Raw genomic sequence first — 17,456 nt, 5'->3', positions numbered from 1 at the left:
GCCAGGGAGGATGTCATCCGGATGCTCGCCAGCATTGACAGCGAACTCGACCATGGGCCGCGGACCGAAAGGTCCGCGACCATGCGCATGTGCGCGGTCAGTCGCGAGGTCCGGCCGATCGACGAACTGATCCGCTTCGTCGTATCGCCGCAAGGCGAGGTGGTTCCCGATCTCAAGCGCAAGCTGCCCGGACGCGGCATGTGGATCACCGCCTCACGCAAGGTGGTTGCGGAAGCCGTCCGGCGTCACCAATTTAGCAAGGCTTTCAAGCGCGATCTGCGCATCCCTCAGACGCTTCCCACCGACATCGAGGCGCTCCTGGTTCGGAGCGTAACGGAAGCCCTTGGGATCGCCGCCAAGGCGGGCCAGGTTGTGGCCGGCTTCGGCAAGGTCGAGAGCGCGCTTCGGGAGGGTACGGTCGAGGTCCTGATCCACGCCAGCGACGGGGCCGCGGACGGAATCCGCAAATTGGACATGCTGGCACGTCAAAATGCCGGAAATCGCGGCGCTGAGCCGCAGATTCCGGTCGTCACCGCACTGAAATCGGTAGAATTGGATTTGGCACTCACCCGGTCAAATGTGATACATGCTGCGCTGCTCGCGGGCCCGGCGAGCAGGTCATTCCTGTCACGTAGCCAGATGCTGGTCCGATACCGGATGGCGGACGATGACAAGACTGCCGAAAAGCACGGCCAGGATTTCTGAGAGACAACGACGACCCAATTGGACGGTGCGGCAACGCACAACACCGATAAATCAGGATTAGGACTGCTGAATGGTTGATACCAAGACCCCTGGCGACAAGAAGCTGAGCGTTCCGAGCAAGACGCTATCGCTCAAGCCGCGCGTCGAAACGGGGACCGTGCGCCAGAGCTTCAGCCATGGCCGCAGCAAGCAGGTCGTGGTCGAGAAGCGCGGCAAGCGCCGCATTGGCGATGGTCCCGAGCCGCACGCGCCTGAGGTGGCTGCAAAGCCGGCGCCGGCGGCACCCGCTGCGCCGTCGCGCCCGGCTCCGCCCGCCCCGCCTCGCAACGCCGGTTCCGGCGTGGTGCTGCGTACCCTGACCGAGGACGAACGTTCGGCCCGCGCCAGCGCGCTGGCCGATGCCAAGCTGCGCGAAGTCGAAGAACGCCGCCAGGCCGAGGAAGAGGCCCAGCGCCGCGCCGTCCGCGAGGCCGCCGAACGCGCCGAGCGCGAAGCCGCCGAAGCCCGCCGCAAGGCCGAGGACGAGCGCCATCGCCACGAGGACGAAGCCAAGCGGAAGGCCGAGACCGAAGCCAAGAAGCGTTTTGGCGAAGGCGAGCAGCCGGCAGCGGCCGCGCGCCCCGCAACCGCCGCACCGGCCGCGCCTGCGCCGCGGCCCGGCGCCCCCGCGGCCCGGCCAGGAACCACCACGACCCGCCCGGGAACCACGACGGCGCGTCCCGCAACGACGACCGCGCAGCGTCCGGGTGCACCGGCAGGTCGCGGCCCCGCAGTTGCAGCCGAGCCAGATGAGGAAGAGGCTCCGCGCCAGATCCGTCGCGGTCCCGGCGGCGCCGCGCGTCCCGCGCCTCCGCCCAAGACCACCCACAAGCCCGGCCCGCAGAAAGAGCGCGGCCGCCTCACCGTAGTCACCGCGCTCAACGCCGACGAGGTGCGCGAGCGCTCGATCGCCTCGTTCCGCCGCCGCACCCAGCGCCTGAAGGGCCACGCCTCGAACGAGCCGAAGGAAAAGCTCATCCGCGAGGTGGTCATTCCGGAAGCGATCACCATCCAGGAGCTCGCCAACCGCATGGCCGAGCGCGCGGTCGACGTCATCCGCATGCTGATGAAGCAGGGCGCGATGCACAAGATCACCGACGTGATCGACGCCGACACCGCGCAGCTGATCGCCGAAGAACTGGGCCACACCGTCAAACGCGTTGCCGCGTCGGACGTCGAAGAAGGCCTGTTCGACACCGTCGACGATTCCACCGATACCGAAACGCGCTCGCCCGTCGTGACCGTGATGGGTCACGTCGATCACGGCAAGACTTCGCTGCTCGACGCGCTCCGCCACGCCAACGTCGTCTCCGGCGAGGCCGGCGGCATTACCCAGCACATCGGCGCCTATCAGGTGGTGTCGCCCGAAAGCGGCAAGAAGATCACCTTCATCGATACGCCCGGCCACGCCGCATTCACCGCGATGCGCGCCCGCGGCGCCAAGGTCACCGACATCGTCGTGCTGGTGGTCGCGGCCGATGACGGCGTGATGCCGCAGACGGTCGAGGCCATCAACCACGCCAAGGCGGCGCGGGTGCCGATCATCGTTGCCATCAACAAGATCGACAAGCCCGACGCCAAGCCCGAGCGCGTGCGCACCGAGCTGCTCCAGCACGAGGTGCAGGTGGAATCCTTCGGCGGCGAGGTCGTCGACGTCGAGGTGTCCGCCAAGAACAAGACCAATCTCGACAAGCTGCTCGAGATGATCGCGCTCCAGGCCGAACTCCTCGACCTCAAGACCAATTCGCAGCGTCCGGCCGAGGGCACCGTGATCGAGGCCAAGCTCGATCGCGGCCGTGGTCCGGTCGCGACCGTGCTGGTGCAGCGCGGCACGCTCCGCGTCGGCGACATCATCGTCGCCGGTGCCGAAATGGGCCGTGTCCGCGCCTTGATCTCGGATCAGGGCGAGACGGTGCAGGAGGCCGGTCCCTCGGTGCCGGTCGAAGTGCTCGGCTTCAACGGTCCGCCGGAGGCCGGCGATCGTCTCGCGGTGGTCGAGAACGAAGCCCGCGCCCGTCAGGTCACCAGCTACCGTGCGCACCAGAAGCGCGAGAACGCGGCAGCTTCGATCTCCGGCATGCGCGGCTCGCTCGAGCAGATGATGTCGCAATTGAAGACGGCGGGCCGCAAGGAATTCCCGCTGATCGTCAAGGCCGACGTGCAGGGCTCGCTGGAAGCGATCCTCGGCTCGCTGGAGAAGCTCGGCACCGACGAAGTCGCAGCCCGCATCCTGCATGCCGGCGTCGGCGGCATCTCGGAATCCGACGTGACGCTGGCCGAAGGCTTCAACGCCGCGATCATCGGCTTCTCGGTTCGTGCCAACAAGGAAGCCGCTGCGGCCGCCAAGCGCAACGGCATCGAGATCCGCTACTACAACATCATCTACGACCTCGTGGACGACGTGAAGAAGGCGATGAGCGGTCTGCTCGCGCCGACCTTGCGCGAAACCATGCTGGGCAATGCCGAGATCCTGGAGATCTTCAACATCTCCAAGGTCGGCAAGGTCGCCGGCTGCCGCGTCACCGACGGCACCGTGGAACGCGGCGCCAATGTGCGCCTGATCCGCGACAACGTCGTGGTGCACGAAGGCAAGCTGTCGACGCTGAAGCGCTTCAAGGACGAAGTGAAGGAAGTCCAGTCGGGCCAGGAATGCGGCATGGCCTTCGAGAGCTATCACGACATGCGTGCCGGCGACGTGATCGAGTGCTATCGCGTGGAGACGATCCAGCGCTCCCTGTAAGTCCAAATCTTACCGAAGCGTTCGGATCTTTTTTGAACTGAAATTGCGGGAGTGCGATGGCCGGATTTTTCCGGCCATCCACCCCTCTTCGTTTCAACAGGAAAACGACAATGTCCGTGTCCCAAGCACGGGCATGACGAGGTGATTTTCGAGAATGCCACGCCACCATCAGAAGAAAAGTTCCGCGCCCGGCGGAGGCTCGCAGCGTCAGTTGCGCGTCGGCGAGCAGGTTCGCCACGCGATGGCCGATATTCTGGCGCAAGGCAACGTGCATGATGCGGACCTCGAAGGTCACATCATCACCGTGCCGGAGGTGCGGATGTCGCCCGACCTGAAGCTCGCAACGGTCTACGTGATGCCGCTCGGCGGCCGCGACACCGAGATCGTGATCGCGGCGCTCGAGCGCAACAAGAAATTCCTGCGCGGCGAGGTCGCGCGGCGCGTTAACCTGAAATTTGCACCTGACATTCGCTTCCGCGTCGACGAGCGATTCGACGAAGCGGAACGGATCGAGAAGCTTTTGCGAACACCTGCGGTGCAGAAGGACCTCGAACAGGACTTGGAACAGAATCCGGCTTCGGATCGGGAAGAAGAGCAATGACCATGGACCCGGCTCACGGCACGATCGGCGGCAACGATGCCGATCAGCGCGAGGTGCAGAAAAATAATTTTGCAGATCTGGGAGGCGATGCCCGGCCGCATCAGGAGGCGCGCCGCGTCAACAACGATCCACGCGCCAAGCAGCAGAAGGGCAACCAGCCGCGCCGGGACCGCCGCGACGTCCATGGCTGGGTCGTGCTCGACAAGCCGATCGGCATGACCTCGACGCAGGCGGTTGCGGTGCTCAAGCGCCTGTTCAACGCCAAGCGCGCCGGCCACGCCGGTACTCTCGATCCGCTCGCCTCTGGCGGGCTGCCGATCGCGCTCGGCGAAGCCACCAAGACCGTTCCCTTCGTGATGGACGGCCGCAAGCGCTACCAGTTCACGGTCTGCTGGGGCGAGGAGCGCGACACTGACGACATCGAGGGCCGGGTGACCGCGACCTCCGACCAGCGCCCGACACGGGAGGCGATCCTGGCGCTTCTGCCGCGCTTCACCGGGGTGATCGAGCAGATCCCGCCGCGCTATTCCGCGATCAAGATCCAGGGCGAGCGCGCCTATGACCTTGCCCGCGACGGCGAGGTCGTGGAACTGGCCCCCCGGCCGGTCGAGATTCACCATTTAACCCTTGTAGATCAACCGGATAAGGACCGAGCCGTATTCGAGGCCGAGTGCGGCAAGGGCACCTATGTCCGGGCGCTAGCCCGCGATATGGGCCGGATTCTCGGCACTTACGGCCATATCTGCGCCCTCAGGCGGACCCTGGTCGGCCCGTTTGGCGAAAACGACATGATTCCGCTGGATCAGTTGGAGGCTTTGTGCGATAGAGCCGCGTCCGGCGAGGGCAGCCTCGCCGACGCGCTTTTGCCCGTTGAGACCGCGCTGGACGACATCCCGGCACTGGCCGTCACTCGGGCTGATGCGGCAAGGCTCCATCGGGGCCAGGCCGTTTTGTTGCGCGGACGGGATGCGCCCACTTGTAGCGGCACAGTCTATGTCACGGTGGCAGGCCGGCTTCTCGCGCTTGCTGAAGTCGGCAATGGCGAAATCATCCCCAAGCGTGTGTTCAACCTGACCGGCCTGACTGCCAGCTCCGGTCGCAACGAGAGAAATTGACGATGTCGATTGCCGCAGAACGCAAAGCGGAAGTCATCAAGACGAATGCCACCAAGGCCGGCGACACCGGCTCGCCCGAGGTTCAGGTCGCGATCCTGTCGGAACGCATCAACAACCTCACCAACCATTTCAAGACCCACGTGAAGGACAACCATTCGCGTCGCGGCCTCTTGAAGCTGGTCTCGACCCGGCGCTCGCTCCTCGACTATCTCAAGAAGAAGGACGAGGCGCGGTACAAGGCGCTGCTCGAGAAGCACAATATTCGTCGTTAAGTGTTCCTGCGCGCGCCACTGGCGCGCGTTTTCGTGCGTGGTTTCGAACGAAAGCGCTTCCTTAAAGGTTTTTGATCGAGGCTGCGTGCGCGTCGGATGCGCGTCTTTGACGATTCGCATCCGGGCATGAAGAGTGAAGACCGCGGTTCGGTGTTCGCCTTCGTGCCGACTGACAGTCCAGCAGCAATCCGGCGGCTGGGCACAACGGGCAAGGCGCCCGTATGACCCGAAAGGATGGACGCCATCCGAAATCCAAAAACCATGGCAGGATCGCAGGACGCTGATCATCCGCTCCGATCAGCGTCCCGCAATCTTGCGCATGGTTTTTGTTTTTCGAGCGCCGTCCCTTCTTTCGAGAACCCATGAAAGAAGACCACTATGTTCAATAAGCATTCAGTCGAGATCAACTGGGGCGGACGCCCACTCAAGCTCGAAACCGGCAAGATCGCCCGCCAGGCCGACGGCGCCGTCGTCGCCACCTATGGCGAGACCGTGGTGCTCGCCACCGTCGTCGCGGCGAAGGCGCCGCGCGAAGGCGTCGACTTCCTGCCGTTGACCGTCGACTACCAGGAGAAGACCTACGCTGCGGGCCGCATCCCCGGCGGCTATTTCAAACGCGAGGGCCGTCCGACCGAGAAGGAGACGCTGGTCTCGCGCCTGATCGACCGTCCGATCCGCCCGCTGTTCGTCGACGGCTGGCGCAACGAGACCCAGGTGATCGCCACCGTGCTGTCGCACGACATGGAGAACGACCCGGATATCGTCGCGCTGGTCGCGTCGTCGGCTGCGCTGACCCTGTCCGGCGCCCCGTTCAAGGGCCCGATCGGCGCAGCGCGCGTCGGCTTCGCCAATGACGAGTTCATCCTCAACCCGACGCTCGACGAGATGGTTGACACCCAGCTCGACCTCGTCGTCGCCGGCACCGCCGACGCCGTGCTGATGGTGGAATCGGAAGCCAAGGAGCTGAACGAAGACATCATGCTCGGCGCCGTGATGTTCGGTCACCGCCACTTCCAGCCGGTGATCAACGCGATCATCGAGCTCGCCGAGAAGGCCGCCAAGGAGCCGCGCGAAGTCACCGTGATCGACAACGCCGCGCTCGAGAAGGAGATGCTCGGCCTCGTCGAGCAGGAGCTGCGCGCCGCCTACGCGATTCCCGTCAAGCAGGATCGCTACGCCGCGGTCGGCAAGGTCAAGGAAAAGGTGATCGCCCACTACTTCCCGGAGGGCCAGGAGCCGAAATACGACAAGCTCCGTGTCGCCGGCGTGTTCAAGGAGCTGGAAGCCAAGATCGTTCGCTGGAACATCCTGGACACCGGCAAGCGCATCGACGGCCGCGACAGCAAGACGGTCCGCAACATCATCGCCGAAGTCGGCGTGCTGCCCCGCGCCCACGGTTCGGCGCTGTTCACCCGCGGCGAGACCCAGGCGATGGTCGTGACCACGCTCGGCACCGGCGAGGACGAGCAGTACATCGACGCGCTGTCCGGGACGTACAAGGAAACGTTCCTGCTGCACTACAACTTCCCGCCCTATTCGGTCGGCGAGACCGGCCGCCTCGGCGGCACCAAGCGCCGCGAGATCGGCCACGGCAAGCTGGCCTGGCGCGCGATCCATCCGGTGCTGCCACCGCACCACGAGTTCCCCTACACGGTGCGCGTGGTCTCGGAGATCACCGAATCCAACGGCTCGTCGTCGATGGCGTCGGTCTGCGGCGCGTCGCTGGCGCTGATGGATGCGGGCGTGCCGTTGAAGCGGCCGACCGCGGGCATCGCGATGGGCCTGATCCTCGAGGACAAGCGCTTTGCGGTTCTCTCCGACATCCTCGGTGACGAGGACCATCTCGGCGACATGGACTTCAAGGTCGCCGGCACGGAAGCGGGCATCACCTCGCTCCAGATGGACATCAAGATCGAGGGCATCACCGAAGAGATCATGCGCGTCGCCCTTGGCCAGGCCAAGGACGGCCGCATCCACATCCTCGGTGAGATGGCCAAGGCGCTGACCAACGCCCGCGCCGAGCTCGGCGAATATGCGCCGCGCATCGAGACCTTCAAGATCCCGACCGACAAGATCCGCGAAGTGATCGGCACCGGCGGCAAGGTGATCCGCGAGATCGTCGAGAAGACCGGCGCCAAGGTCAACATCGAGGACGACGGCACCGTGAAGGTCGCCTCCAGCGACGGCGAAGCCATGAAGGCCGCGATCAAGTGGATCAAGTCGATCGCCTCCGAGCCTGAAGTCGGCCAGATCTATGACGGCACCGTCGTCAAGGTGATGGAGTTCGGTGCCTTCGTGAACTTCTTCGGCTCCAAGGACGGCCTCGTCCACATCAGCCAGCTCGCTTCCAGCCGCGTGCAGAAGACCTCCGACGTCGTCAAGGAAGGCGACAAGGTCAAGGTCAAGCTGCTCGGCTTCGACGACCGCGGCAAGACCCGCCTGTCGATGAAGGTGGTCGACCAGACCACCGGCGAGGACCTCGAGGCCAAGGAGAAGGCCGCCGAGGGCGAGAAGGCCCCGCGCGAAGCGGCGGGCGAGTAAGCTCTCGCGACAGTCCCGAAAAACGAAGGGCGGCCGAAAGGCCGCCCTTTTGTTTGTCTTCACGCCGGACCGTGCTGCGCCCCTCACCCGGTGCTTCGCACCGACCTCTCCCGCAAGCGGGAGAGGTGAACCTGGCCTCACGCCACGATGTCGTACCGGTCGAGGTTCATCACCTTGGTCCATGCCTTGGCGAAGTCCTTGACGAACTTCTCCTTGGAGTCCGAGGTGGCATAGACCTCGGCGAAGGCGCGGAGCTGCGAGTGTGCGCCGAAGATGAGATCGACACGCGTGGCGGTCCACTTCACCGCGTTGGTCTTGCGGTCGCGCCCCTCATAGGAGCCGTCGGCCGACGGCGTCCACTGCGTGCTCATGTCGAGCAGGTTGACGAAGTAGTCGTTGCTCAGCGTACCCAGCTTCGAAGTGAAGACGCCCTGCTTCGAACCGTTCGCATTCGCACCGAGCACCCGCAGGCCGCCGACCAGCACCGTCATCTCCGGACCGGTCAGCCTCAGCAGCTGCGCGCGATCGACCAGCGCCTCTTCAGGATGCATGAACTGATGCCGCTTGCCGATGTAGTTGCGGAAGCCATCGGCCCGCGGCTCCAGCGGCGCGAAGGAGGCCGCATCCGTCTGCTCCTGCGAAGCGTCCATGCGGCCCGGCGTGAAGCCGACCTTGACGTCGACACCGGCGTCCTTGGCGGCCTTCTCGACCGCGGCGGTGCCGCCGAGCACAATCAGGTCTGCCAGCGAGACCTTCTTCGCGCCGGATGACGCATTGAAGTCCTTCTGGATCGCTTCGAGCTTGCCGAGCACCTTCGAAAGCTGAGCCGGCTCGTTCACCTCCCAGTCCTTCTGCGGCGCAAGGCGAATGCGCGCGCCGTTGGCGCCGCCGCGCTTGTCCGAGCCGCGGAACGTCGAGGCCGACGCCCAGGCGGTCGAGACCAGCTCGGACACCGAGAGGCCGGAGCCCAGGATCTTGGTCTTCAGGGCGGCGATGTCCTGATCGCTGACCAGCTCGTGATTGACGGCTGGAATGGGGTCCTGCCAGATCAGCGTTTCCTTCGGCACCAGCGGGCCGAGATAGCGCTGGATCGGGCCCATATCGCGATGGGTCAGCTTGAACCAGGCGCGGGCGAAGGCGTCAGCGAACTGATCCGGCTTCTCCAGGAAGCGACGCGAGATCTTCTCATACACGGGATCGAAGCGCAGCGAGAGGTCGGTCGTCAGCATCGTCGGCCGATGCTTCTTCGACTTGTCGAAAGCATCGGGGATGATCGCCTCGGCGTTCTTGGCCGTCCACTGCTGCGCACCAGCCGGGCTCTTCGTCAGCTCCCATTCGAAATTGAACAGGTTCTCGAAGAAATTGTTGCTCCACTTCGTCGGCGTCGTCGTCCACGTCACCTCGAGGCCGCTGGTGATGGAATCAGCACCCAGGCCCGTCCCATGCTTGCTCTTCCAGCCGAGCCCCTGATCTTCCAGCGCGCCCGCTTCCGGCTCCGGACCGACCAGCGATGCATCGCCGGCGCCGTGAGTCTTGCCGAAGCTGTGGCCGCCTGCGATCAGCGCCACGGTCTCTTCGTCGTTCATCGCCATGCGGGCGAACGTCTCGCGGATATCCTTGGCCGCAGCGACTGGATCCGGCTTGCCGTTCGGCCCCTCCGGATTGACGTAGATCAGGCCCATCTGCACCGCGCCGAGCGGCTCGGCGAGCTGACGCTCACCGCTGTAGCGCTCATCGCCGAGCCAGGTGCCTTCCGGACCCCAATAGAGCTCTTCCGGCTCCCAGACATCGACGCGACCGCCGGCGAAACCAAAGGTCTTGAAGCCCATCGATTCCAGCGCGACGTTGCCGGCGAGCACCATCAGATCGGCCCAGGAAATCTTGCGGCCGTATTTCTGCTTGATCGGCCAGAGCAGACGGCGCGCCTTGTCGAGATTGGCGTTGTCGGGCCAGCTGTTGAGCGGCGCGAAGCGCTGCTGACCGGCTCCGGCGCCACCGCGTCCGTCGGTGATGCGATAGGTGCCCGCGCTGTGCCAGGCCATGCGGATCATGAGGCCGCCATAGTGACCGAAGTCGGCGGGCCACCATTCCTGGGAATCCGTCATCAGAGCGGTCAGGTCCTTGATGACCGCATTCAGGTCGAGCGACTTGAACTCCTTGGCGTAGTCGAAGTCCTTGTCCATCGGATCGGACTTGTCCGAGTTCTTGTGCAGGACCTCGATGTCGAGCTGCGTTGGCCACCAGTCGCGGTTTGAGCGCGCGGGTTTTCCGCCCGAAAACGGGCACTTCGAAGTGTCGTCCATGAATACCTCCTCTGGCGGCGTCGAACTCGCGCCCTTGTCCAGGTAGAAGCACTCTAAGCGCCGCATCCCATCAGGGGAAGTTGACTTTAATGATCGCTGCGATAGGATTTTCTTATGATAAATCTGACGCTGCGCCAGCTCCGGTATTTCGATGCGCTGGCGCGCCACGGCCATTTCGGCCGCGCGGCCGAATCCTGTTCCATCTCGCAACCGGCCCTGTCGATGCAGATCAAGGAGCTGGAGGAGACGCTCGGCGGGCTGTTGCTGGAGCGCAGCGCGCGGCAGGTCGCGCTGACCCGGTTCGGCGAGGAACTCGCCCAGCGCGTCCGTGACATCCTGCGCTCGGTCGACGAACTCGGTGATTTCGCCCGGGCCTCGCAGGACCGCTTCGCCGGCCGCCTGCGCATCGGCATGATCCCGACGATCGCGCCTTACCTGCTGCCCAAGATCACCAAGAATCTCACGCGCATGCATCCGGAGCTCGATATCCGCGTGCGCGAGACCATGACCCCGCGGCTGATCCAGGAGCTGGTGGAAGGCCGGCTCGACACCGCCATCGTGGCGCTCCCGGTGTCGGAGCCCTCGCTCACCGAGGTCGCTCTGTTCGAAGAGAAATTCTTGCTGGTCCGGCCAGGCTCCGACGAGGGCACACCGGTGCCGTCGCGCGAGATGATGCGCGAGATGCGGCTTCTGCTGCTGGAAGAGGGGCACTGCTTCCGCGACCAGGCGCTGTCGTTCTGCAACATGCAATCGGCGCCGCCGCGCGAGATGCTGGACGCCAACTCGCTCTCGACGCTGGTCCAGATGGTCAGCGCCGGCATCGGCGTGACGCTGATCCCGGAGATGGCGGTACCGGTGGAGACGCGATCGGCCTCGGTCTCGCTGGCGCGCTTCCGCGACCCCGAGCCGTCGCGCACCATCGGTATGGTGTGGCGCAAGACCAGCCCGCTGGCACGGCAGCTGCTGCAAATCTCCGAGGTGGTCTGCCTGTCGGCCGGCAAGGTGCGCGCGCGTCAAAGCGTGCGCAGCCAGCGGGCCTAGCTCCGATGCCGCATCCCGTCATCCGCCCTGCCCGCGCAGACGAGTATGATGAGGTCGGCCGCGTCTGGATGGAGAGCTGGGCCTCGACCGGGCTTGCCGAGACGAGCGACTTCCTCCTGGCCAACCTGCGTGCGCGCATCAGGCGCGAGATCGCGAACGGCTGGAGCCTGTTCGTCGCCGACGACAACGGCACGGTCGCTGCGATGCTGGCGCTGCATCTGCCGAAGCTCTATCTCGACATGCTCTTCGTCGCCCCCGCCTATCAGGGGCAATCGCTGGGGCGGAAGCTGCTCGCCTTCACGCGCACGCAATTGCCTGACGAGATGCATCTGCGCTGCGTTCGCGAGAACGAGAAGGCCTGGCGCTGGTACGAGCGCGAAGGCTTCGTGTTCGAGAAGGAAGAGATCGAACCGTCGAATGGGTTCGTGATGAAGTATTACCGGTGGAAGCGGCCCAGCGGGTAAGCACTGGACTCCGGGCGCAGCTTGCGGTTGTCACGATCCCCACCTAGTGTGACGAGATCGATGACCTCCTGCCTCTGATCCCCCGGAATCCATGCTCCGCATTGCTGTCTCGTTGATTGTGCTCTCGTCCATTTGGACCTCGGCGGTCGCGCAAACGCCTCCAACACCGGCCGCGCCTTCCGCTCGGACTGCGGCGCCGGCCAAGCCGGCGGTCAAGAAGGCAGCGCCGAAGGCCAAGCCGGCTGCACAACAGCCGGTCGCGGCGGAGAGCGGCCCGTGTCAGATCGGCGTCATTTCCGCGATCGGAGACCGTTTCTCGGTGCAACATGTCGGCCTTACGATGTTCGGCAACGAGTATTTGGAAGCGCCGATCGAGACGTGGGGCATCGATGATCTGTTCGTCGCGAAGGTTCGAGCCGCGGCTCCCGGCACGGCCGTCCGAAAAATCGCTTATGCAAGCGGAGCCTTCAAGCCTTACTATCAACCGGAAGCGAAACTGTTCCGCAATGACCGCAACGACCTGACGGCCCTGGTGCGGCAGATCGCCGGAACTGCAAATTGCGAACGCTACGTCGTAGCCACGAAAGCCCGCGTTTCGGTTGATGGCACCAATCAGTCAATCGAGGGCCTCGGAGTCTACAAGAATTGGGCGAGCCCTTCCGGGCGTGGCGTCGTGGTTGCCCATTACCGTATCAACGTTTTTGACGGACGGACCTTCGACATCCATCGATCGCCCACCCGGAGCTTCGGAGATGTGCTTGCTTCGAGTTTTTCCAACAAGAACGACAATATGCAAATCCTCAACAATCTCGAGTTTCCCAAGACTCCTGAACAGGTGACCAACAGTGCATTGCTGCGTGACAGCACACGCAGCCTGCTCACGGCCCAGCTGGAAAAGTATCTGCCCGCATACATCAAGGGCGAGTAAGCACCCTTGGCGACAGGACGCGACAAAGAATACCGCTCGTCCGCATCCTGTGGCTGGGCCATATTTGACGTTCTGGCCCGACTGGTCGCTATTGCGGCTGTCCTATGGTGCTTTTCAACATCTGCTTTGGCGCAGACCCAATCACCAGGGACGCAGACGGCAGGACCAGCCGTCAAGCAAGCCAAAAGCAAGTCGACCACGGGGCGTGTAGCGACGGGCAGGCCCGTTCCCGTGGCCGACAACTCGTGCGACTTCGGTGTCGTGGTCACCACCGGCGATGAGTTCACCGTGCTGACGACCGGCCTCACCGTATTTCAGAACAAGAAGACGGTGGTCCCGATCCCAGGCTGGGGGTTCAACGATCTGATCTTCGCGCGGACTCGCGCCGCGATTCCTGCCGGCATGTCCGTCCTGAGAATCCCCCACAACCCGGCGAAGTTTCCTTCCCGCGATGAGTCCAAGGACACATTGAAGGACAGGTTGTTCCGCGATCTCGACGCGGAGCTAGCCGAATACATGCGCCAGGTGGCGAAAGGATCGAATTGCCGACACTATATCCAGATCCTCAATTCAATCAGCCCTATCGGGTCTTCCAACTACACGGTCCGCGGCTTCGGGATCCTCAATCAGGATGTGGTGCTCGGGCGTCGCATCTATCTCTACGCCCTGGCGTTTATTCGCATCTTTGACGGGCGAGACTTCTCCGTTGTCAGACAGAGCTCTGCGCTGATCAACGTGCATCATTCCCTGATGGTGCAGAGGCTCCTGGGCAGGCACATCGGTGGCCCCTATCGCGAATTACCCGCAGAATCGTTTCCAACGCGTCCCGAAGATGCCGCCGGCAATCCCGCACTGCGCGACGGCGTACGCGCCATGCTGACGGAAAGCCTCGACAAGACGCTGCCGCTCTTGCTCGGGGCTCGACCAGCAGCGCGTCAAAGCGACGCCAGAGAACGTTGACCCACGTCTCGTTCGCGCCGCTTGCCTTCCTCCTAGGGTTAGTGCGTTGCAGATACGCGGCAAACGCGGCATGAATTGCGCGCAGTTCGCCGCTCGTCTCCGGAAGGTTCCGCCCCATGATCAAGCTCTATTGGTCGCCCCGCTCGCGCTCGTTCACGACGCTCTGGCTGATGGAAGAGAGCGGATTGCCCTATCAGCGCGTGCTGACCGACATCTCGACCGGCGCGCAGAAGGCGCCAGACTTCCTCAAGATCAACCCCATGGGAAAGGTGCCGGCTCTGACCGACGGCGAGGCGGCGCTCGGCGAAGCCGCGGCCATCTGCGCCTACATCGGCGACCGCTATCCCGAGACCAGCCTCGCGCCAGGCGTGACCGACCCGCGCCGTGCGCGCTACCTGCAATGGTTGTTCTTCTCGCCGGGCTGCATCGAGCCCGCCATCATCCAGATCTTCACCAAGATCGAAATCCCGACCTCGACCGCGGCCTGGGGCAGCGCGACACAAGTCTTCGACGTGCTGGAAGCCGCGCTTCAGAAGGGGCCGTGGATCCTCGGCGAGGAATTTTCCGCCGCCGACGTCGTGATCGGCGCCGGCCTGAATTTCGCGGTACGCCTGTTCAAGATGGTGCCGTCCCGCCCGACCTTCGATGCTTATCTCGCGCGATGCGCGGCGCGTCCGGCGTTCCAGCGCGCGGAGAAGATCGCGGCGGGTTAAGCAGGCTCTCGTAGGGTGGGCAAAGGCGCAACGCGCCGTGCCCACCGTCCGTAATCATTGAGAGATGGTGGGCACGCTTCGCTTTGCCCACCCTACAAGAGCACGAAATTATTCCGATGCCTTCAGATCGTCCGGCCGCGGCATCAGGATGACGTTGTAGCCGGAATCCACGTAGTGGATCTCGCCGGTCACGCCGCCGGAGAGATCCGACAGCAGATACAGTGCCGAGCCGCCGAGGTCGTCGAGCGTGACGCCACGACGGAGCGGGGAGTGCTTCTGCATGAAGGCGAACATCGCCCGCGCCTCGCCGATGCCGGAGCCGGCGAGCGTGCGGATGGGCCCCGCGGAGATCGCGTTGACGCGGATGCCGCGCGGTCCGAAATCGGCGGCGAGATAGCGCACGGAGGCTTCCAGCGCCGCCTTCGCCACGCCCATCACGTTGTAATTCGGCATCGCGCGCTCCGACGCGCCGAAAGTCAGCGTGATCATGCTGCCGCCTTCCGTCATCAACTCGGCGGCGCGTTTTGCGACCTCCGTGAACGAGAAGCAGGAGATCACCATGGTGCGCGAGAAATTCTCGCGGCTGGTGTCGGCGTAGCGGCCCTTGAGCTCGTTCTTGTCGGCAAAGCCGATCGCGTGGATCACGAAATCGAGCCGGCCCCATTGCTCGCGGAGCGCGGCGAAAGTGGCATCGACACTGGCGATGTCCTCGACGTCGCAAGGCAGAACTAGATTCACGCCAAGCTGCTCCGCCAGCGGCTTGACGCGCTTGCCGAGAGCCTCGCCCTGGAAGGTGAAGGCAAGCTCGGCGCCGTGGGCATGCAGCGTCCTCGCCATGCCCCAGCCGATGGAATGATCATTGGCGATGCCCATGATCAGACCGCGCTTGCCTTTCATCAGACCTTCCATTGCCTCACGGCTCCTTATCATTCCGACGTCATCGCCCGCGTAGGCGGGCGATCCAGTATTCCGAGACAGTCGTGGTAGTCGTGAGGGCGCGGCGCACTGGATGCCCCGCCTGCGCGGGGCATGACAGCGTCACTGAAATTACGCATCCAGCCGGCTGAACACCAGCGTGGCGTTGGTGCCGCCGAAGCCGAAGGAGTTCGACAGCACGGTGCCGATCTTGACGTTGTCGATGCGCTTGCGCACGATCGGCATGTCGGCGAATACGGGATCGAGCTCCTGGATGTGCGCGCTCTCGCAGATGAAGCCGTTGTTCATCATCAGTAGCGAATAGATCGCTTCCTGCACGCCGGTGGCGCCCAGCGAGTGGCCGGTCAGTGCCTTGGTCGCCGAGATCGGCGGGCACTTCTCGCCGACGCCGAACACCTTGCGGATCGCCTCGATCTCCGGCGGATCGCCGGCTGGCGTCGATGTCGCGTGCGGATTGATGTAGTCGACCCTGGTCTTCAACGTCGACATCGCCATGCGCATGCAGCGCTCGGCGCCTTCGCCCGACGGCGCCACCATGTCGTAGCCGTCCGAGGTCGCGCCGTAGCCGACAATCTCGCCATAGATGCGCGCGCCGCGCGCCTTGGCATGCTCGAGCTCTTCCAGCACCAGCACGCCGGCGCCGCCGGCGATGACGAAGCCATCGCGGTTGAGGTCGTAGGGACGCGAGGCCGTGGCCGGCGTGTCGTTATACTTCGAGGACATCGCGCCCATGGCGTCGAACAGCACCGACAGCGACCAGTCCAGCTCCTCGCAGCCGCCGGCGAAGATGATGTCCTGCTTGCCGATCTGGATCGTCTCATAGGCATTGCCGACGCAATGGTTCGACGTCGCGCAGGCCGAGGAGATCGAATAGTTCACGCCCTTGATCTTGAACCAGGTTGCAAGCGTCGCGGAGGCCGTGGAAGACATCGCCTTCGGCACCGCAAACGGGCCGACGCGCTTGGGTCCCTTGGAGCGGGTGATGTCGGCGGCTTCGACGATGGTGCGCGCCGAGGGACCGCCGGAGCCCATGATGATGCCGGTACGGATGTTGGAGACTTCGTCCGGCGACAGGCCGGAGTCCTGGATCGCCTGCTCCATCGCGACGTGATTCCACGCCGCACCCTGGCCGAGGAAACGCAGCGCGCGGCGGTCGACCACCGTCGACGGATCGAGCGTGGGCTCACCTTGCACCTGCGAACGGAAGCCGAGCTCGGCATATTTCCCTGCCCGCGAAATGCCAGACTTCGCCTCGTGAAGGCTCGCAAGCACTTCCTGGGTGTTGTTTCCGATGGACGAGACGATGCCCATTCCGGTGACCACAACCCGCCTCATGACAGCCTCGCCTCAATCGTTGTCTTCTTGGTGATGCGCTCAGCCCAGGTTGGTGCCCTGCTTGAACAGGCCAACCTTCAGATCCTTGGCGCGATAAATAATCTGGTCATCGACCGAAAGCCACCCGTCGGCGATGCCGAGCACCAGCTTTGCCCGCATCACGCGTTTGATGTCGATGTTGTACACAACCTTGCGGGCGTCGGTCAGCACCTGGCCGCCGAACTTCAGCTCGCTCAGGCCGAGCGCCCGGCCGCGGCCTTCGCCGCCGACCCAGCCGAGGTAAAAGCCGACCATTTGCCACAGCGCATCCAGGCCGAGGCAGCCGGGCATCACCGGGTCGTTCTTGAAATGGCAGCCGAAGAACCAGAGGTCAGGCTTCACGTCGAGCTCGGCGCGCACCAGGCCCTTGCCGAATTCACCGCCATTGTCGGTGATCTCCGTGATGCGGTCGAACATCAGCATCGGCGGCAGCGGCAGCTGGGCATTGCCCGGACCGAACATCTCGCCGCGGGCACAGGCCAGCAGATCTTCGTAATCATAACCGTTGCGCCTGTTCAGCATTCACGAGCCTCTGTTCAATCCCGATTGAGCGGCGTTCTTTGGCGAAAATGGCCCCGTCTCGATCGGACAGCAACGCCAATTGCCACCGTCGGCCGCGACTCGCGCAAGCCCCGGATGGACTGCGAACCAAGCCTTCATGCTCGGCTGCACCAAAATCGGCTAAGCGGAACCGCGCGCTCTCTAACACAGGCCATTTCGGGTG

General features: G+C 64.3%; 15 protein-coding genes. 11 read left to right on the top strand and 4 right to left on the bottom strand.

Going from position 1 to position 17,456, the window contains the following annotated elements; genetic code table 11:
- The first annotated feature begins 21 nt into the window (after window positions 1-21).
- The 6 genes from H1B27_RS05925 to pnp all read left to right on the top strand — a co-directional run bounded on the left by H1B27_RS05925 (window position 22) and on the right by pnp (window position 8,013).
- A complete protein-coding gene (locus tag H1B27_RS05925) occupies window positions 22-705 on the top strand; it encodes an RNA-binding protein (protein ID WP_197965332.1) in 684 nt (227 codons plus the stop codon).
- Between the two features lie 70 nt (window positions 706-775).
- Window positions 776-3,484, top strand: a complete 2,709-nt coding sequence (gene infB / locus H1B27_RS05920; protein ID WP_061879919.1) for a translation initiation factor IF-2 — start codon at window positions 776-778, stop codon at window positions 3,482-3,484.
- Window positions 3,485-3,638: 154 nt separating this feature from the next.
- On the top strand, window positions 3,639-4,085 hold the full coding sequence (gene rbfA, locus H1B27_RS05915; protein WP_061879920.1) for a 30S ribosome-binding factor RbfA: 447 nt from the start codon (window positions 3,639-3,641) through the stop codon (window positions 4,083-4,085).
- Window positions 4,082-5,200 (top strand): tRNA pseudouridine(55) synthase TruB, encoded by a 1,119-nt coding sequence (gene truB / locus H1B27_RS05910; protein ID WP_061879921.1) that lies wholly within the window; start codon window positions 4,082-4,084, stop codon window positions 5,198-5,200. Before rbfA ends, truB begins: the two co-directional genes overlap by 4 nt.
- A 2-nt stretch (window positions 5,201-5,202) precedes the next feature.
- Entirely contained in the window at window positions 5,203-5,472 is a 270-nt protein-coding gene (rpsO, locus tag H1B27_RS05905; RefSeq protein ID WP_008540131.1) for a 30S ribosomal protein S15, read from the top strand.
- A 378-nt stretch (window positions 5,473-5,850) separates the two neighbouring features.
- A complete protein-coding gene (gene pnp, locus H1B27_RS05900; protein WP_197965331.1) occupies window positions 5,851-8,013 on the top strand; it encodes a polyribonucleotide nucleotidyltransferase in 2,163 nt (720 codons plus the stop codon).
- 137 nt (window positions 8,014-8,150) lie between these two features.
- On the opposite strand, the gene katG is transcribed toward pnp, so the two are convergent.
- Window positions 8,151-10,316, bottom strand: a complete 2,166-nt coding sequence (gene katG / locus H1B27_RS05895) for a catalase/peroxidase HPI (RefSeq protein ID WP_061879923.1) — start codon at window positions 10,314-10,316, stop codon at window positions 8,151-8,153.
- Window positions 10,317-10,430: 114 nt separating this feature from the next.
- On the opposite strand from katG, the gene H1B27_RS05890 reads away from it, so the two are divergent.
- The 5 genes from H1B27_RS05890 to H1B27_RS05870 all read left to right on the top strand — a co-directional run bounded on the left by H1B27_RS05890 (window position 10,431) and on the right by H1B27_RS05870 (window position 14,422).
- On the top strand, window positions 10,431-11,357 hold the full coding sequence (locus H1B27_RS05890) for a hydrogen peroxide-inducible genes activator (RefSeq protein ID WP_061879924.1): 927 nt from the start codon (window positions 10,431-10,433) through the stop codon (window positions 11,355-11,357).
- Between the two features lie 5 nt (window positions 11,358-11,362).
- On the top strand, window positions 11,363-11,821 hold the full coding sequence (locus H1B27_RS05885; RefSeq protein WP_197965330.1) for a GNAT family N-acetyltransferase: 459 nt from the start codon (window positions 11,363-11,365) through the stop codon (window positions 11,819-11,821).
- Between the two features lie 91 nt (window positions 11,822-11,912).
- Window positions 11,913-12,749, top strand: a complete 837-nt coding sequence (locus tag H1B27_RS05880; protein WP_197965329.1) for a hypothetical protein — start codon at window positions 11,913-11,915, stop codon at window positions 12,747-12,749.
- 231 nt (window positions 12,750-12,980) lie between these two features.
- A complete protein-coding gene (locus tag H1B27_RS05875) occupies window positions 12,981-13,709 on the top strand; it encodes an uL18 family ribosomal protein (protein WP_311976927.1) in 729 nt (242 codons plus the stop codon).
- Between the two features lie 116 nt (window positions 13,710-13,825).
- Window positions 13,826-14,422 carry a glutathione S-transferase family protein gene (locus H1B27_RS05870; protein ID WP_197965328.1) on the top strand — a complete coding sequence of 199 codons (597 nt, stop codon included), beginning with the start codon at window positions 13,826-13,828 and terminating at the stop codon, window positions 14,420-14,422.
- A 108-nt stretch (window positions 14,423-14,530) separates the two neighbouring features.
- Here H1B27_RS05870 and fabI read toward each other — a convergent pair whose 3' ends face one another.
- The 3 genes from fabI to fabA form a co-directional block, all read right to left on the bottom strand.
- Entirely contained in the window at window positions 14,531-15,331 is an 801-nt protein-coding gene (gene fabI, locus H1B27_RS05865; RefSeq protein WP_197965327.1) for an enoyl-ACP reductase FabI, read from the bottom strand.
- 138 nt (window positions 15,332-15,469) lie between these two features.
- Window positions 15,470-16,693, bottom strand: coding sequence for a beta-ketoacyl-ACP synthase I (gene fabB / locus H1B27_RS05860; protein ID WP_197965326.1), 1,224 nt, complete (start codon window positions 16,691-16,693; stop codon window positions 15,470-15,472).
- Between the two features lie 39 nt (window positions 16,694-16,732).
- Window positions 16,733-17,254 (bottom strand): 3-hydroxyacyl-[acyl-carrier-protein] dehydratase FabA, encoded by a 522-nt coding sequence (gene fabA, locus H1B27_RS05855; RefSeq protein WP_061879930.1) that lies wholly within the window; start codon window positions 17,252-17,254, stop codon window positions 16,733-16,735.
- Between the last annotated feature and the right edge of the window lie 202 nt (window positions 17,255-17,456).

The sequence above is a fragment of the Bradyrhizobium diversitatis genome (assembly GCF_016031635.1).
Lineage (GTDB): Bacteria > Pseudomonadota > Alphaproteobacteria > Rhizobiales > Xanthobacteraceae > Bradyrhizobium > Bradyrhizobium diversitatis.
Note: the sequence above shows the minus strand (reverse complement) of the source record. Positions and strands in the feature narration are given on the sequence as shown.

What these genes read in the sequence shown, in the direction of transcription:
- H1B27_RS05925 (WP_197965332.1), top strand. Translation starts at nt 22, where the DNA reads ATGCTCGCCAGCATTGACAGCGAACTCGACCATGGGCCGCGGACCGAA.
- infB (WP_061879919.1), top strand. Translation starts at nt 776, where the DNA reads ATGGTTGATACCAAGACCCCTGGCGACAAGAAGCTGAGCGTTCCGAGC.
- rbfA (WP_061879920.1), top strand. Translation starts at nt 3,639, where the DNA reads ATGCCACGCCACCATCAGAAGAAAAGTTCCGCGCCCGGCGGAGGCTCG.
- truB (WP_061879921.1), top strand. Translation starts at nt 4,082, where the DNA reads ATGACCATGGACCCGGCTCACGGCACGATCGGCGGCAACGATGCCGAT.
- rpsO (WP_008540131.1), top strand. Translation starts at nt 5,203, where the DNA reads ATGTCGATTGCCGCAGAACGCAAAGCGGAAGTCATCAAGACGAATGCC.
- pnp (WP_197965331.1), top strand. Translation starts at nt 5,851, where the DNA reads ATGTTCAATAAGCATTCAGTCGAGATCAACTGGGGCGGACGCCCACTC.
- katG (WP_061879923.1), bottom strand. Translation starts at nt 10,316, where the DNA reads ATGGACGACACTTCGAAGTGCCCGTTTTCGGGCGGAAAACCCGCGCGC.
- H1B27_RS05890 (WP_061879924.1), top strand. Translation starts at nt 10,431, where the DNA reads ATGATAAATCTGACGCTGCGCCAGCTCCGGTATTTCGATGCGCTGGCG.
- H1B27_RS05885 (WP_197965330.1), top strand. Translation starts at nt 11,363, where the DNA reads ATGCCGCATCCCGTCATCCGCCCTGCCCGCGCAGACGAGTATGATGAG.
- H1B27_RS05880 (WP_197965329.1), top strand. Translation starts at nt 11,913, where the DNA reads ATGCTCCGCATTGCTGTCTCGTTGATTGTGCTCTCGTCCATTTGGACC.
- H1B27_RS05870 (WP_197965328.1), top strand. Translation starts at nt 13,826, where the DNA reads ATGATCAAGCTCTATTGGTCGCCCCGCTCGCGCTCGTTCACGACGCTC.
- fabI (WP_197965327.1), bottom strand. Translation starts at nt 15,331, where the DNA reads ATGGAAGGTCTGATGAAAGGCAAGCGCGGTCTGATCATGGGCATCGCC.
- fabB (WP_197965326.1), bottom strand. Translation starts at nt 16,693, where the DNA reads ATGAGGCGGGTTGTGGTCACCGGAATGGGCATCGTCTCGTCCATCGGA.
- fabA (WP_061879930.1), bottom strand. Translation starts at nt 17,254, where the DNA reads ATGCTGAACAGGCGCAACGGTTATGATTACGAAGATCTGCTGGCCTGT.